Here is a 15,722-nt window from a genome sequence, read left to right as displayed (position 1 = left end):
AAATTGGTCGAAAAGACGGCGAAAATTGGGGAATCTGCTGCTTCGACATGCATTTGGCACAGCACGTGCTAAAAATGACGATAGCTTGGAGGGCTCATGCTGCACATCGTAATGAGCGTCTGCCAAGACAATTGAGCCACGTTACCTGGGAGGAACAGTATGCTCACTGCCCGTAAATTTGCCACGGCTGCATCCGCAACCGTACTTGGACTTTTCTTCGCAACTGAAACATTTGCTGCTGACGTGACATGGAATGTGTCGCTCTGGGGCAAGCGCCGCGCCTTCACCGAGCATGTCGAAAAGCTCGCTGAGGAAGTGGCTGCGAAGACCGACGGCAAGTTCGAAATCAAGCTGCACTATGGCGGCGCGCTCTCCAAATCTCGCGAAAACCTCGATGGCATCTCATTCGGTGCGTTCGAAATGGCGCAGTTCTGTGCCTCGTACCACGCTGACAAGAATCCATCGCTGACGGTTCTGGAACTGCCGTTCCTTGGCGTTGCCGATCTGGAAACCGAAGTGAAGGTCTCCAAGGCTCTCTACGAGCATCCAGCTGTTCAGAAAGACCTTGGCCGCTGGAATGCAAAGCTGCTGATGCCGTCCCCGATGCCGCAGTACAACTTTGCGGGTAAGGGCGATGTACCGTCTTCCATCACCGACTTTGAAGGCATGCGTGTTCGTGCTCTCGGTGGTCTTGGCAAGCTGATGGAAGCTGCTGGCGCCGTTCCGACCTCGGTGACCGCTTCTGAAACATACCAGGCGATTGACTCCGGTACGGTGAATGCTGCCGGTTTCGCACCGCATGCGCACCTTTCGTTCAAGACGGTTGAAGTTGCCAACTGGTGGACCAAGAACCTGAACCCGGGCACTGTTCATTGCCCGATCGTCGTCAATACGGATGCCTACGCGGCACTGCCTGACGATTTCCGCGTCGCGCTTGACGAGTCCGTACAGCCAGCACTCGACCATTACCTTGCGACCTATGCCAAGGTTTATGAAAAGTGGTGGCCAGAGCTTGAAGCTCGCGGCATCGTTCAGGTCGAATTCTCTCCAGAAGAGCTTGCCGCTTTCGAAGCGAAAGCCGGCCCGATCCAGGATGCCTGGGTTCAGGAGCAATCCGCTAACGGCCTTCCGGCCCAGGAACTCCTCGACCTCGTTAAGGGCGTGATCAAGGGCTGAGCCCAACTCATGTCAAACTGACGATTATCCCTCGGCGCGTCCTGCGCCGGGGGTTTCCTGCAAGGGCACCCCGAAAATGACCAGTCACGGCACTGCCGTTCGGCCCGAACCCGACCGGCCGAATACATACATCAAGTTCGACGGAGCGCTGGCTCATGTCGAAAACGCCTTCAACCTCGTTGCAGCCAGCAGCATCCTCATCCTGATGCTCATGGCGGTTGCGCAGGTTATCGGAAGGCTGACCCTGAACATGCCGGTTCCGGGTTTCATCGACATTACCGAGCAGGCCATGGCCGTGTTTGCCTTTTGCGGCGTTGCCTATTGTCAGCGTGTTGGCGGCCATATCCGCATGGAAATGGTTCTTGGCAAAATCCACGGTCGCCCGCTCTGGATCGCCGAATTGTTTGGTGTGCTTCTGATTGCCGTTGTTGTCGCCCTGCTGGCATGGGGCTCCTGGTATCATTTCGACCGCTCGTTCGCCATCGGCGACAGCACCATGGATATTCGCCTTCCGACCTGGCCATCCAAGCTGGTTGTACCCGTTGCGCTGGGCCTCCTGTTCCTGCGCCTCATGCTTCAGGCCTACGGCTACCTGCGTCTTGTTATCGATCCGAGCCGGGACCCGATTGGTGTGCCGATCATCCACGACGTGGAGGAAACCGCGCAGCATGAAATCGAAGAAGTCTTTGGCGATGACATCGAAGCAGGAGACAGCAAATGACGCCGTTTGAGGTAGGTCTCTTGATGACGGGCGTCTTGCTCGTCCTCGTTGTTATGGGCATGCGCGTTGCGTTCGCAGCTGCCTTCACCGGACTTGTCGGCTTGATTGTCTTCTTCTCGATGAAGATGGGCTTTGAGCGTGGCTTTTTCGTCGCCCTTAAAATGGCCGGCACGATCCCGCATTCCAAGTCGGTCACCTATTCCCTGTCGGTTCTCCCGACTTTCATTCTGATCGGCTTTCTGGCGTTTTACGCTGGGTTCACCAAACAGCTTTTCGAAGCTGCGAAACGCTGGCTCGGCTGGTTGCCTGGCGGCATGGCCGTCGGCACCGTGTTTTCGACAGCTGGTTTTGCCGCTGTGTCCGGTGCGTCGGTCGCAACCGCTGCCGTCTTTGCCCGTGTCGCGATTCCGGAGATGCTGGCCGCAGGTTACTCCAAGCGCCTGTCTGCAGCTGTTGTGGCCGCTGGTGGCACGCTCGCCTCGTTGATCCCGCCTTCGGCCATCCTGGTGATCTACGCGATCCTGGTCGAGCAGTCGGTCGGCAAACTCTTGATTGCCGGTTTCCTGCCAGGCGTCTTCTCGGCTTTCATTTACGTCGGAATTATTGTTGGCGTATCGGCATGGCGCGGCGACGCCCCGGCGGTGAAGGGCTTCACATGGCGTGAGCGTTTTGCGTCGGTGCCGGGAACCTTGCCGATCATCGCTGTCATCGGCATCATTTTCTGTTCCTTCTTCTTTGGCCTCGCAACGCCGACCGAGGCTGGGTCACTCGGAGCCTTTGTGGTTCTGGTCGTCGCCTTTGCCAAGGGCATGAAACTGGGTCAGCTGGGGCAGGCTTTGCATGAAACAGCCAAACTGACAGTCATGATCTTCACCCTCATCTGGGGTGTGCTGGTCTACGTTCGTTTCCTTGGATTTGCCGGGCTTCCCGATGCCTTCAAGGACTTTATCGTGGCGCTGGAGTTCTCGCCCTGGATCGTCATGATTTGCATCCTGCTGGCCTATGCGGTGCTCGGCATGTTCATGGATGCGATCGGCATGCTGATCCTGACGCTTCCGGTGGTCTATCCAGCTGTGATTGCGCTTAACGGTGGCGAGGCTGTTTCTGCCGCTGACAGTGCTTTCGGCATGTCCGGCGAGGCCTGTTCGATCTGGTTTGGAATTCTGGTCGTGAAGATGGCGGAGCTCTGTCTGATAACGCCGCCCATAGGACTGAACTGCTTCGTGGTCTCAGGCGTCCGTCCGGACATTCCCGTCCAGGAAGTCTTCCGTGGTTGCGTCCCGTTCTTCATCGCGGACGTACTGACGATCGCAGGCCTGCTGGCCTTCCCTTCGATCATCACGCTCTTGCCTTCGCTGATGTAGGGCTACGAATTTTCGACACTAAAAAAGCCGCCGCGGGCAACCGCAGCGGCTTTTTTGCGTACTGATAGGATTGTCTTAGAACAAGCTTCCCTGCGTTGTCGCAGACTTGCCAGCTGTGGCCTTCTTTGGCCTCGGTGCTCCTTTGGGAGCGGGCGGGGCGACGCCATCTCCCGTGGCAATAGCCTCGATGCTTCCATCTGCCAGTTCAATGGCAAGGGCGGCACCTGGAGCGACACTTGATGCAGACCGGATTGGTTGCCCTTTGTCGTCACGCACAAGGGCATAGCCGCGCGCAAGCACGTCCTTGTAGGACAGCGACTTGAGCAGGCTTTCCAGCGTGGTTAGGCGATCCCGCGTCTTGGACAGGCGAGTGCCATAGGCGCGCTCCATCCGGTCGCCCAGTGTGCCGAGGCGTTCGGAGCCGAGCTGGATCTGTTGCTGCAGTTTGAGCGGTGACAGACGGGACGAGGCATGCTGGAAGCCCTGACGTTTCTGCGCGACGGCAACGCCAAGGGCACGCTGCTGCCTGTCGGACAGGACCGAGAGATCGCCCCGCGCTTTCTGAGTGGAACGAGTCAGTACAGCAGGAGACAAACGCGCAGAAGCATTTTGGAAACTGCTGCGATGGCTGCGCGTGTTGACCGTCAGCGCATGTTCAAGGCGGCTTGCATAGGTGTCGAAGGTCTGGCGCGGCAAGGCCAGCAGATCGCGCGGAGCAGGCAGCGCTGCCTCTGCCGCGCGCAACTCCGTGCGGCGGGTCGCAACGAGCCGGTTGAGGCCTGAAGAGAGGCGGCGCGAAAGATCGCCGGTCATGGCAATCAGGTCGGCCTTTACGGGAACGGCGATCTCCGCGGCGCCTGTGGGCGTCGGAGCGCGCACGTCGGCGGCCAGGTCAATCAGCGTCCAGTCGGTTTCGTGACCAACGGCTGAAATCAGAGGAATATTGCTCTCCGAAGCAGCGCGCACCACGGCCTCATCGTTAAAGCCCCAGAGATCTTCAATGCTGCCACCACCACGGGCAACGATAATCAGATCCGGGCGTGGAATGGCGCCTCCTTGCGGCAGAGCGTTGAAGCCGCGAATGCCGTTGGCGACTTCGGCACCGCTCGTTTCGCCTTGAACCCGCACTGGCCAGACGAGGACGTGCAACGGAAATCGATCCGAAATCCTGTGCAGGATATCTCGGATTACGGCTCCAGTTGGAGAGGTCACCACGCCGATGACCCGCGGCAGGCTGGGCAGCAGCTGTTTGCGTTCTTCTGCAAACAGCCCTTCGGCGGCAAGCTTGCGCTTCCGCTCTTCAAGAAGCGCCATCAGCGCACCAGCGCCGGCAGGCTCAAGCGCGTCAATGACCATCTGGTATTTTGACTGGCCGGGGAATGTGGTGATCTTGCCGGTGGCAATGACCTCCAGCCCCTGTTCAGGCTGGATCTTCAGGCGCGAGGCAACGCCCTTCCAAACGACCCCTGAGAGAACGGCGCGGTCATCCTTCAGGTCGAGGTAAATGTGTCCGGAACCTGGCCGGGAAATACGTCCAAGCTCGCCGCGAACGCGCACATAACCGAAGGCGTCTTCCATCGTTTTCTTGATGGAAAAGGAGATCTCTGCAACTGAAAATTCGGCGATGTTGGATGGCTTGTCAGACACTGATTGATTCCCCGCTTGAGCGGCAAAGGTTACCCCTTGATCAGGAAGGGTCAAGCGATAGAGCCCGATGAAACAGCGGTCAGATGTGGCTTACGGGTATCGATTGTGCTTGCACCATTGAAATGCGCTCCCCGACAGTCCTACCTATTGGTCATGACAAGATACGACTACAAAATGCAGCGGCTCTTTCTTCGCCATATTCTCGCCGACGGTGCGTCTGTCGAGGCAGATCGCGGACAGGCAAATTATTTGCTGAATGTGTTGCGCCTGAAGAACGGCGACCGCTTGTTGGTCTTCAACGGAAATGACGGGGAATGGCTCGCGGAAATCCGCGCGACGGGCCGGAAGGCCTGTCATCTGGACTTGGTCGAAAGGGTTCGCGAACAGACCAATGCCAACGATCTGCAATACCTCTTTGCTCCGCTGAAACACGCGCGTCTCGACTACATGGTTCAAAAAGCTGTCGAGATGGGGGCCGGAGCGCTTCGGCCGGTCATGACCCAGCACACGCAATCAAGCCGGATCAATCTGGAGCGGATGGAAGCCAATGTCATTGAGGCCGCAGAGCAATGCGGTGTCATTTCGGTGCCGAAAGTCCTTGAACCCAGGCCTCTGAAAGAGTTGCTTGCCGGGTGGACCAAAAGTGACCCAAGTCGCCGGCTCCTGTTCTGTGATGAAGGTGAAACGACCCAAAATCCCCTCGGTGAGCTGGCACGTCTTGCGCAGCAGGGGCCCCAACCAGTGGCGATCCTCATCGGACCGGAGGGTGGTTTTTCCGAAGAAGAGCGTGATTTGCTGCGGCAGCAACCCTTCGTGACACCGATCCCACTGGGGCCAAGGATCTTGCGGGCCGACACGGCAGCAGTTGCGGCCTTGGCGGTTGTTCAGGCGACACTCGGAGATTGGAGTTGAGCACACGGGCCCTGAACCGACTGCAACGAAGCGCCGTGAGCGCTGCGCAAATCTCATTGCGGGGCTGTGACGCGGAGCCATCCGTCTTCAGAATTGCGTGATCACCAAACCAGTTCATTTGTGGTGCTTGCCATCACCGCAAATCGAGCCTAAATGCGACAAGCCTTTCTTGTTTCTGAAAGGTTCAACTATTCCTCGCGTTTGTACGTGGCCGAGCGGCTGGGTATTCTGCGCAGCCAACGAAAACTGGGAAATCCTGCATGGCCCGCGATACCGTCGATTCGACACCAATTGAAAGCATTGCCGATCTCGCTGAGACCCTCGAAGCCGGTTGTAAACCAGCAGAGAAGTTCCGGATCGGCACCGAGCATGAGAAGTTCGGCTTTCACCTGTCGGATCTATCCCCGATCCCTTACGAGGGCAGTCATGGCGTCGAAGCCGTTTTGTCCGGGATGGAGAAGCTGCTGGGTTGGGAACGGATCGAGGACAATGGCAAGATCATAGGCCTTTCTGATCCCGTGGGCGGTGGCGCGATTTCCATTGAGCCGGGCGGGCAATTCGAGCTTTCCGGTGCGCCGCTGGAGACACTCCATGAAACCTGCCGGGAAACGAACGTGCATCTTGCGCATGTGCGTCAGGTCGCCGAGCCGCTGGGTGTAGGTTTCCTGGGCACAGGCATGGCTCCAACCTGGCGGCGCGAAGATGTGCCGGTCATGCCAAAATCGCGTTATGAGATCATGACGCGCTACATGCCGAAGGTGGGGAAATATGGTCTGGACATGATGTACCGGACCACGACCATTCAGGTGAATCTTGATTTTGCCTCAGAGGCCGACATGGCCAAGAAGATGCGTGTCGGGTTGGCGCTGCAGCCGATTGCGACCGCGATTTTCGCCAACTCTCCCTTCACTGATGGCAAGCCAAACGGCTACAAATCCTTCCGCGCGGAAGTCTGGAACGATCTTGATCAGGACCGTACCGGCAATTTGCCTTTTGCCTTCGAAGATGGCTTCGGCTTTGAAAGCTATGTGGAATGGGCGCTCGATGTTCCAATGTACTTCATCAAGCGCGGGGCAACCTATTACGACGCAACGGACACGACTTTCCGCGCTTTCATGAATGGGTCTTACGAAGGCAAGGTGCCGGATGCGCGCCCGACGATAGGCGACTGGAACAACCACCTTTCCACGCTCTTCCCGGATGTGCGGCTGAAAAAATACATCGAGATGCGCGGTGCCGACGGCGGTCCATGGCGCAGGATTTGCGCCCTGCCTGCCTTCTGGGTCGGTCTGCTCTATGATGATGGCATTCTTGACCAGGCTTGGCAGCTCGTCCGCGACTGGACTGAGGAAGAGCGTGGCGCTCTGAGAGCCGGCGTACCGCGCACAGCATTGCAGACACCTTTCCGCAACGGACAGGTGCTGGATGTGGCCAAGGACGTCCTCGCCCTGTCCAAGGAGGGCCTTCGCCGCCGCAATCGTCTGAGCGATGGCGATCTTGATGAACAAGTACACTTGGCGCCGGTCGAAGAGGGACTGGCTGCGGGCATGTGCCCTGCCGACATCCTGCTTCAGCGTTATGGCGGCAGCTGGGATGGAGACATCAATCAAATTTTCAAGGACTACGCCTACTAACGTCGATCAAGAAAGCGCAGGCCCGCCTCGGAACGGCATTTGACGTTGCCTATCAGAAAGATGATCATGTTGGTCTGATAGATCGCAGCGAGGCGCGGCCATGACGGATGTCCCAGGATTTCCATTTCCATTCGACCTGACGGCTGTTGCCGAGGACATGAAGCGCCGGTTCGGCTGGAATGAGGGAGATCTCGAAACGGCCATGGCCCAGCTCATGCCTGCGGCCATGAGCGGCGTTCGGCATTTTGGACCATCGGTGCCAGGGTTCAATGGGCTCCTGCCTCAGTCCAATGCCCTCTTTCCGATGGCGTCCTTTTTTAATCCGCAATCCCCGCCATCTGTTGACGAACACCTGCAGCCGTTCTTCGGGCCGGAGTTCGTGCGAAAGGCTGTTGCCGAGCAGATCGCTTCGATCACCGGTCTGCAGCAGGAAGCAATCGCCGAAATGATGCCGGTGGCGGCAACCCTGGCGATGGGACAGGTCGCTCGTCCATATATGCAGGGCGAAGCCCGGGAACTCCTTGATGCGTTTCTCCGAGGTTATGCAAGGGGCCGGCCCAAACCGGCTCCCACGCCTACGGATTACATTCAGGGTTACACGCAGGCGATGCAGTCATTCTGGTCTGGCTTTCTGAAGCCGGCCGCTGAAGCTGCGCCAGAGCCAGAGCCAGAGCCAGAGCTTCAACCCGATACTCACGATGAGCCAGAGGACCTGGATGACGTCGAAGATGTCCCCGATCCAGCAGCAGAAGCCCCATCCGAGTTTGACGAGATGTTTGCCGAATGGGTCACGGCGGGGCGCGACATGCAATCCAGCCAGTTCAAGGCGTTCGACAGTTTTTTTGAGCGCGCCGTGCGTGATATGAATGAGGTGAAGTCCAAAACCTCATAAAAAAGGCCCGCCGGGGGCGGCGGGCCAGTTGGGTGTCAGCAAGGTTTGCCGACAGGGCTGCATTCCAAGGCTTAAGCTGCGAGCCTTGGGGCCGGACATGAGGTCATGTCCGTGAACTTCGGGTCCCCGAGGGGCGGGGACTGAAGCACTGGTTTTGGGTCTGGCAACTGGGCAGCGAGTGATCTCTCACGCGCCCAAGAATTCAGAACCCGAGTGGGGTCCACCAGGAATGAAATCTGGGAGGCTCGTCGAACATCGCTCCTGGTCAGGCCAATGTCATGAAGTTGAGCGTCTGTTAGATTGTGCAGGCAGTTCACTTTCTGTCGGTTGGACAGGAGGCGCCATACACGGGTAACCGATGCCCCAAGAATGGCGGTCAGGCTGATGTGTGTTCTGTAAGACATGGCAAATTTCTCCTGTTAGCCGACGAAGGTATTTTCGTCCGCTTGTTCCGCGCCGTCGTTCGGCGATCTGAATGCTAGGAACGATTTGACATTGCCGTGGGTCGGATTATTAATCCAACGAATGTTTCTTATAGCTTTCATATAAAACTGTGATGAAAGGTGCTGCGATGCTCGACTTGGACCAGCTACGCACATTCGTTGCGATCGCAGAATGCGGTAGTTTCACGCGCGCGGCACAAACTGTAAACAAGACCCAGTCGGCGGTTTCGATGCAGATGCGACGGCTTGAGGAGAGAATCGGGCGGCCGATTTTCGCCAGGGATGGGCGCATGTCCCGCTTGACCGAGAATGGCGAACGTTTGCTGCACTATGCGCGGCGATTGGTGCAACTGAATGACGAGACGATCGCCGCCTTTGATGAAACAGAAGTGGCAGGTCTCGTGCGGCTCGGCACACCTGACGATTACGCGGACCGCTTTCTGCCTGAGATTCTGGCGCGGTTTTCGCGGTCAAATCCCAAGGCGGAAGTCAGTGTGGTCTGCGCGCCGACACCCAATCTGTTCGAGCTTGTGGCCAATGACGAATTGGATGTCGCGATCGTGACGCACGTCTGGAAAAAGGGCCGAAAGGAAGCGCAGGTCATTCGCCGGGAACCCTTGCTTTGGGTGGCATCGGCGCGTCATGCCGTTGAAAACGAAGAAGTGCTGCCCTTGGCGCTCGGCCGAGCGAATTGCGATTGGCGAAAGGCGGCACTTGCGGCCCTTAATGATGTTGGCCGGGAAAATCGACTGCTTTATTCCAGCTGGAATTCGACGGCAGTCGGCGCCGCTGTTCTGGCTGGTCTCGCGGTCTCTGTCCTGCCAGAATCAGCCTTGAGGCCTGGCATGCGGGTGCTCTGCGAGGCGGAAGGCTTTCCGAAGCTCCCGGATTGCGACATCGGGATCCTCAGATCCTGGCGCCAGAACACGCGCGTAACAGAGGCTCTTGTCGAGCATATCCTGTCTTCCCTGGACAATCTTTCCGTGCCTCTGGCAGCTGAATAATCCCTGAATTGAATGATAAGCGTTTCGGATATATCTTTCCTGAAATGATTTGCAGTGTTGATGCCTCGCGACAGGGGCGCCGAGATGGATTGCTGATATGAGTCATGCGCTGGATATCGACCAGCTTCGCACATTCCTGGCCATCGCCGAGCTGGGCAGCTTTACGAAGGCAGGCGAAGCGGTCAACAAAACGCAATCTGCCGTCTCGATGCAGATGCGCAGACTTGAAGAACGGGTCGGCATGGCAATCTTTGCCAAGGACGGTCGCCAGTCGCGTCTAACTGAAGACGGCGAGCGGCTGATTGAATATGCGCGCCGCATGATTCTTCTGAACAATGAGACGCTCTCGGCCTTCGGGACGTATCAGGAAGTGGGCCGCGTCAAGCTGGGACTTCCTGATGACTATGCCGATCGCCTTCTGCCTCAGGTTCTGGGAGCGTTCGCACGTCTAAATCCGGCCATTGAGGTGCAGGTCGTCTGCGCGAGCAGCAGCGAAACATCGGTCGCTATCGCGAATGGCGACCTGGATGTCGCGATTGTGACCTCAACAGACAATCGTTCGCAGATGGGGGAGGTGATCCGGCGCGAACCGCTCTATTGGGTGACGTCTTCGGATCACTGTGCCCACGCGAGCGATGTTGTGCGCCTCGCAGTTGGTCCGACGTCCTGCGCGTGGCGCCGTCTGGCGATGGAAGCGCTTGACCGCGTTTCGCGCCCCTACGCGATCTCCTATGTTAGTTCGAGCGCGACCGCGCTCGTTGGAGCGGTACAGGCAGGTTTGGCAGTGACCGTATTTCCTCAAAGTGCAGTCCGGGATGGAATGAGAATCCTGGGAGAGAAAGACGGGTTCCCGGATCTTCCAGCCTGCGACATTACCTTGTTGCGCTCTGAGAATGCGCGCCAGCCCATGCATGACACCCTGTGCAATCACATTGTTGCTGCGATTGGCAACGTGACTGTGGCTTTGGCAGCGGAGTGATCCTGCCAAGGGCGGTCGCTTGCTCAGTCAGCGACCGCGTAGCATCAAAATGTTGCCAAAGAGAACGCAAGCCAGGCCGAGTATAGCGCTGCCTGTCCATTGGTAGCCTTCAAAAACAGTCGAGATCGAAAGCGCGACAACCGGGAAAATCACCGTCGCGTAGCCTGCCCGTGCAGAACCAATCCTGCCAAGCAAGGTGAGATAGGATCCAAACGCAACGACCGACGAGATGATCGCAAGATAGACGAGGCTTGTGATGTAAACGGGGCTCGGGTTGATGGCGAAGCTGTTGCCTTGAGGGTCGCAAACAGCCCGAGAAACAGCGTTCCATAGACCATTCCCCACGCTGTGGCCGGCGTGACAGGCAGGCCTTTTTGCTGGTTTGAGGCAGAGAGCATATTCCCGAGGCAAAATGACAGCGTCCCAAGCGCGCAAAAGCCGAGTCCGCTCATCGCCGCGTAGTCGATTCCGGTGTCGAGAATTTGCGGTTTGAACATAAGAGCGATGCCGGCAAAGCCGAGAAGGCCCGCGGTGAGCGAAACCATTCCGGGACGCTGACCGAAAAGAATGAAGGCTAGTATCAGGTTCAAGACGGACGCGAGCGAAAAAATCACGGCGAGAAGACCTGACGGAAGAGATGCCGCGCCATAGTAGAAGAGCGTGAAATTGGCCGAAAAAATGAAGAGGCCCAGCCCGGCAAAACGCAGGTGATCCCGCAGGCCGTAACGCAAATTGTGCCCGCGCCAATAGCACCAGCCAACCATGACCATGGAGGCGAGCACAAAGCGCCAGAACACCGATACCTCTGGCGGTATGTCGCCAACCTGTCCTTTTATCGCGATCCAGCTGAATCCCCAGGCGAAAACAGTCGCGCCATAGAGGGCGTAGTCTGTGGAGGTGAGAGCAGGGCGTGGCGAAGTGGGCAAGGGCGCTGCGAGCGACATCTGGACGATCCTATTTGGGGAGATAGGACCATGTCGGATCGGCGAGTTCAGAACAAATGATAGTTCTTGATCTATCTATTAGAAACTTTGAAGTTCTCGTCGGTCGCGGACGGGTGCCAAACCGGCAGATAACCTGCACACAAAGTTTGGACGACACACTTTGGTGTGAGCACGGTCAGAACTGCGTCGCTTGAGACCGTCGCGGTTGTAGGAGCGTAGCCATCGGGCTGCCATGACAACAAAGAACCTTCGCAAAGAGCATGTGGCTGATCGGCAAGGAGGACCATTGTCCCATCCGGCAGCTCTCCCAAAGGAGACAGATGTGTTTTCTGCTGACGCCCTTCGAGGCGATCTGAATGGAGAAGCCGGTCCATCTCATCGGCGGAATGCGCTTCGGCTTGGCCCGTGCCAAGAGCGAAAGCGGACGCAAAATTCTTTGCGTCGGCGCGCCGGCATTCGAAACAGGGGCGATGACCGGCGGCGAGGGCTGTGACTTCATCCAGGAAGAATAATTCGGTGTAGCTCTGCCCCATGACCTTTCGGCGTCGACCCTTGAAGCTCGTAACGCAACAAATCCAGCGACGGGATGCGGACCTGCGCCGTAGCAACATTCGAGTGTCAGGATCGTGAATGCGTCCGCCCCGGTTGCCCATCATGGTGCCACGCTGCGTGATCGCGACGATCTCTCCAGTCGGAAGCACTCGGTTCTGAAGAGGTCGCCGCGATGTCATGATTGGCTCACTTTCCGGTAGGAACGAGATTGTGCCGGCCGACATTGTGAATGTCTGTTTCGCCGCATAGCCCCATCGTCACATCCAGCTCCTTGTGAATGATCTCCAGAGCCTTTGTGACACCCGGCCTTCCCATGGCGCCAAGTCCATAGATATACGGCCGGCCGATAAAAGTGCCCTTGGCACCCATTGCGATGGCCTTGAAGACATCCTGACCGGACCGGATACCACCATCCATGTGAACCTCGATCTTGTCGCCGACCGCATCGACAATTTCGCGCAAGACATCATAGGACGCGAGTGCGCCGTCCAGCTGGCGTCCGCCATGATTTGACACCACGATTGCATCTCCACCGATGTCCGCTGCAATCTTCGCATCCTCGACATCATTGATCCCCTTCAGAATCAACTTGCGGTCCCAGTGTTTCTTGACCCATTCGACAGACGACCAATCGAGCGTTGGATCGAACTGACTGTTTGTCCATTCAGCGAGTGAGGTCATGTCATCCACACCCGATACGTGGCCATGAATGTTGCCGAACTGCCTCCTCTTGGTCTGCAGCATGTTCCAGCACCAGCGCGGCTTGAGTGCCAGGTCCAGCAATACGCGTGGTGTGGGATTGGGTGGGGTCGACAGGCCATTCTTGATGTCGCGGTGCCTCTGACCGAGTACCTGAAGATCGAGTGTCAGGCACAGTGCGGAGCAATTTGCGGCATGCGCGCGTTGCATGAGGCTTTCAGAAAATCCGCGGTCTCGCATGACATAGAGCTGGAACCAGAACGGCTTGCTCGTGTACTCGGCGACATCTTCGATCGAACAGACGCTCATTGTCGTCAGGGTGAATGGGACGCCGAATTTCTCGGCTGCCTGGGCCGCAAGGATTTCTCCGTCCGCATGTTGCATTCCGGTCAGGCCGACCGGCGCTAGGGCCACTGGCATCGTGACATCCTCGCCTATCATCTTGGTCTTGATGCTGCGGTTGTCGATGTTGACTGCAACCCGTTGCCTGAGCTTCTGGCGCTGGAAAGCAGCTTCATTGTCGTGATAGGTGCTCTGCGTCCATGACCCGGTGTCGGCGTAGTCGTAGAACATTTTCGGGACACGGCGTTTTGCAAGAGCCTGCAAGTCAGCGATACAAGTGATCGGGGTCATGGGGATTTTCCGTTGCAAGAGAGAAAATGGGCCAGGCAAAGCGGCTCAGGAGCGTTTCATCCTGTGCGCTGTCACCTGTGTTGATTGATGTCTTTGTTGCCGTCGGAGATCGGCAAGCTCGTCGCGGTTGTGAATGTCTTCGGCTTCGGCAAGTGAGCTGCGAACAAAGTCGACATGGCGCTGGGAGGCATCACGGGCGCCTGCTGCATCGCCGGATGTGATCCGATCGACGATCTCTTTGTGCTGTTCCAGCAGTGTGGCTCGGGCGGTCGGGTGATCGTAGAGACGCTGACGGTTGAAAAAGACACCGTTTGACAGCAACCGGTAGCAGGATCGCAGGCTGTGCAACAAGATGACATTGTGAGCTGCTTCACCGATGGCTTGGTGCAACTCAATATCGAGTTCTGCTTCCTGCCGGTGATCTTCAGCGAGGTGCGCAGCCTCCATCTGGTCGATGATTTCTTTGAGCGTTCGATGGTCCGTTGCGCTCGCTCTGTTGGCGGCGTGACTTGCTGCAGTCGCCTCCATGTCCCGGCGAAATTCCAGGTAGTCGGCTGTTGCGGAGGGATGTCTTTCAATCATCGCGATAACGGCATCGGAGAAGATCGGTCCGATGACGTCTGCGACAAAGGTTCCGCCTCCCTGGCGACTTGTCAGAAGATTGCGTTCTTCGAGGAGCTTCAAGGCCTCTCGGAGGACCGGGCGTGAAACATCCATCTCGACGCAGAGGTCGCGTTCTGAGGGAAGACGATCGCCCGGGTTCAACACACCACGCAGGATCAACTCTTCGATTTGTTTGGCGGCAGCATCTGCGGTGCGGCCCTGATCGACCTTGCGAAACATGGTCAGCTCATGTCGGTCCAAAGAAAGCGACCGGGGTGCCGACCGCTTTCTCTATAAAAGCCGAAATGAAAAATTGGTCAATTAAATTATCCAATTTTACCTAGAGCAGGTCCCTTGGTTCTCTGCCCGCGAAAAATGCGTCCAGATTGTCGAGCGCCCGAAAGCCCATGGCATCTCGGGTCCTGACTGTTGCGCTGCCGATATGGGGCAGCATGAAGATATTGTCCTGCACGGAGAACTCAGGATTGCCGCCAGGCTCGGTCTCGAAACAGTCAAGGCCGGCCGCCGTCAGCTTTCCGGAGTTAAGAGCGGCGAGGAGTGCGGTCTCGTCAACAAGCGCGCCGCGGGCCGTGTTGATGACGATTGCACTGTCCGGTAGGAGAGCGATCGTTTCCGTGTTCAGAAGATGGCGCGTTTCAGGGGTTGCTGGGCAATGAAGCGACAGGAAATCGGCGTTCGACAGCAGGCTCTCGATTGTGGCGTGGTATGTGGCGCCACTTTCTTCGGTGTCCGGCAGGCGTGAGCGATTGTAGTAGTGAATCTCCATGTCAAAACCGCGCGCCTTTTTTGCAAAGGCCTTGCCGACACGGCCCATGCCGATGATGCCAAGACGCGCGCCACTGACCTGTTTGCCGACCATGAAGGAGGGGCTCCAGAAGTCCCACTTTCCGCTTCGGACAAGTCTGTCCCCTTCAACCGCGCGCCGCGCAGCTCCGAGCATTAGAAGCATCGCGATTTCAGCCGTAGCATCGGAAAGCACGTCGGGCGTGTTGGTCACCACGATGCCTTTGGCTTTCAGCGCCGTCAGGTCGCAGTGATCGGTGCCGACCGAATGGTTCGCCAGGATCTTCAGCCTCGGATCCAACTGCTCCACCACATCCGCGGAGAAGATCTCCGAATGGCAAGGCATGATTGCGTCCACCTGCCGGCTCATGTCGATGATCTGCTCCGCTGAGCTGACGCCGTCAGCTTCATTCAGGATCACATCATAGTTTGTCTTCGCCCTTGCGATCGTGGCGTCTGAAACCTTGCGAGGCAGCCAGAGACGGGGCCGGTCACTCATCGGAATCTTGCCATCCCTTGCCGAGAACGCATTCCTCGTAGAAATCGTAAACGGCCATCGCCAACACAAAGATCACGATGACCCAGAAGGGCAAACCGCCCCAAAAGCCGGCAAATCCGGTCGAGATGCTATGGGCGAGACCGATGACAAAGATCGAAACCATGAGGGTTCCGATAAGTCCGGCGATGATCTTGGTCTTGTGTCCAAGCATGAAAC

The 15,722-nt window shown here is 57.5% G+C and carries 17 protein-coding genes; 9 read left to right on the top strand and 8 right to left on the bottom strand.

Annotated elements, in window-relative coordinates:
- Positions 1–159 precede the first annotated feature (159 nt).
- The 3 genes from IG617_RS17585 (at position 160) to IG617_RS17575 (ending at position 3,261) form a co-directional block, all read left to right on the top strand.
- A complete protein-coding gene (locus IG617_RS17585; RefSeq protein WP_192110532.1) occupies positions 160–1,176 on the top strand; it encodes a C4-dicarboxylate TRAP transporter substrate-binding protein in 1,017 nt (338 codons plus the stop codon).
- Between the two features lie 76 nt (positions 1,177–1,252).
- Positions 1,253–1,897, top strand: a complete 645-nt coding sequence (locus IG617_RS17580) for a TRAP transporter small permease subunit (protein ID WP_192110531.1) — start codon at positions 1,253–1,255, stop codon at positions 1,895–1,897.
- Positions 1,894–3,261 carry a TRAP transporter large permease gene (locus IG617_RS17575; protein WP_192110530.1) on the top strand — a complete coding sequence of 456 codons (1,368 nt, stop codon included), beginning with the start codon at positions 1,894–1,896 and terminating at the stop codon, positions 3,259–3,261. Before IG617_RS17580 ends, IG617_RS17575 begins: the two co-directional genes overlap by 4 nt.
- Positions 3,262–3,336: 75 nt before the next feature.
- Here IG617_RS17575 and xseA read toward each other — a convergent pair whose 3' ends face one another.
- A complete protein-coding gene (gene xseA / locus IG617_RS17570) occupies positions 3,337–4,908 on the bottom strand; it encodes an exodeoxyribonuclease VII large subunit (RefSeq protein WP_192110529.1) in 1,572 nt (523 codons plus the stop codon).
- A 174-nt stretch (positions 4,909–5,082) separates the two neighbouring features.
- Between xseA and IG617_RS17565 the strand changes: the two genes are divergently transcribed.
- The 3 genes from IG617_RS17565 to IG617_RS17555 all read left to right on the top strand — a co-directional run bounded on the left by IG617_RS17565 (position 5,083) and on the right by IG617_RS17555 (position 8,346).
- Positions 5,083–5,820, top strand: a complete 738-nt coding sequence (locus IG617_RS17565; RefSeq protein WP_420826156.1) for a 16S rRNA (uracil(1498)-N(3))-methyltransferase — start codon at positions 5,083–5,085, stop codon at positions 5,818–5,820.
- Positions 5,821–6,080: 260 nt separating this feature from the next.
- The gene (locus tag IG617_RS17560) at positions 6,081–7,454 is read left to right on the top strand and encodes a glutamate--cysteine ligase (RefSeq protein WP_192110528.1); all 1,374 of its coding nucleotides are present in this window, start codon (positions 6,081–6,083) and stop codon (positions 7,452–7,454) included.
- Positions 7,455–7,554: 100 nt separating this feature from the next.
- Entirely contained in the window at positions 7,555–8,346 is a 792-nt protein-coding gene (locus IG617_RS17555) for a hypothetical protein (RefSeq protein WP_192110527.1), read from the top strand.
- 71 nt (positions 8,347–8,417) lie between these two features.
- On the opposite strand, the gene IG617_RS17550 is transcribed toward IG617_RS17555, so the two are convergent.
- On the bottom strand, positions 8,418–8,750 hold the full coding sequence (locus tag IG617_RS17550) for a DUF1127 domain-containing protein (RefSeq protein WP_192110526.1): 333 nt from the start codon (positions 8,748–8,750) through the stop codon (positions 8,418–8,420).
- Between the two features lie 167 nt (positions 8,751–8,917).
- Between IG617_RS17550 and IG617_RS17545 the strand changes: the two genes are divergently transcribed.
- Together IG617_RS17545 and IG617_RS17540 are read left to right on the top strand one after the other, a co-directional pair.
- Complete coding sequence (locus IG617_RS17545) at positions 8,918–9,793, top strand: LysR substrate-binding domain-containing protein (protein ID WP_153770793.1); 876 nt, start codon at positions 8,918–8,920, stop codon at positions 9,791–9,793.
- A 97-nt stretch (positions 9,794–9,890) separates the two neighbouring features.
- Entirely contained in the window at positions 9,891–10,772 is an 882-nt protein-coding gene (locus tag IG617_RS17540; RefSeq protein WP_192110525.1) for a LysR substrate-binding domain-containing protein, read from the top strand.
- Positions 10,773–10,799: 27 nt separating this feature from the next.
- On the opposite strand, the gene IG617_RS21900 is transcribed toward IG617_RS17540, so the two are convergent.
- Positions 10,800–11,003, bottom strand: a complete 204-nt coding sequence (locus IG617_RS21900) for a hypothetical protein (RefSeq protein WP_476705548.1) — start codon at positions 11,001–11,003, stop codon at positions 10,800–10,802.
- On the bottom strand, positions 10,922–11,716 hold the full coding sequence (locus tag IG617_RS21895) for a DMT family transporter (protein WP_338110022.1): 795 nt from the start codon (positions 11,714–11,716) through the stop codon (positions 10,922–10,924). Before IG617_RS21895 ends, IG617_RS21900 begins: the two co-directional genes overlap by 82 nt.
- Positions 11,717–12,072: 356 nt before the next feature.
- On the opposite strand from IG617_RS21895, the gene IG617_RS21890 reads away from it, so the two are divergent.
- On the top strand, positions 12,073–12,228 hold the full coding sequence (locus IG617_RS21890) for a hypothetical protein (RefSeq protein ID WP_192110524.1): 156 nt from the start codon (positions 12,073–12,075) through the stop codon (positions 12,226–12,228).
- A gap of 226 nt (positions 12,229–12,454) precedes the next feature.
- On the opposite strand, the gene IG617_RS17525 is transcribed toward IG617_RS21890, so the two are convergent.
- The 4 genes from IG617_RS17525 to IG617_RS17510 all read right to left on the bottom strand — a co-directional run bounded on the left by IG617_RS17525 (position 12,455) and on the right by IG617_RS17510 (position 15,717).
- Positions 12,455–13,600, bottom strand: a complete 1,146-nt coding sequence (locus IG617_RS17525; RefSeq protein WP_192110523.1) for an alpha-hydroxy acid oxidase — start codon at positions 13,598–13,600, stop codon at positions 12,455–12,457.
- 45 nt (positions 13,601–13,645) lie between these two features.
- Entirely contained in the window at positions 13,646–14,443 is a 798-nt protein-coding gene (locus IG617_RS17520) for a FadR/GntR family transcriptional regulator (RefSeq protein WP_192110522.1), read from the bottom strand.
- 100 nt (positions 14,444–14,543) lie between these two features.
- Entirely contained in the window at positions 14,544–15,506 is a 963-nt protein-coding gene (locus tag IG617_RS17515; RefSeq protein WP_192110521.1) for a 2-hydroxyacid dehydrogenase, read from the bottom strand.
- Entirely contained in the window at positions 15,499–15,717 is a 219-nt protein-coding gene (locus tag IG617_RS17510; protein WP_192110520.1) for a hypothetical protein, read from the bottom strand. Before IG617_RS17510 ends, IG617_RS17515 begins: the two co-directional genes overlap by 8 nt.
- Positions 15,718–15,722: the final 5 nt, after the last annotated feature.

The sequence above is a fragment of the Roseibium polysiphoniae genome (assembly GCF_014842925.1).
Lineage (GTDB): Bacteria > Pseudomonadota > Alphaproteobacteria > Rhizobiales > Stappiaceae > Roseibium > Roseibium polysiphoniae.
The sequence above is the reverse complement of the archived record's forward strand: the minus strand, read 5'-3'. Positions and strand labels throughout refer to the sequence as shown.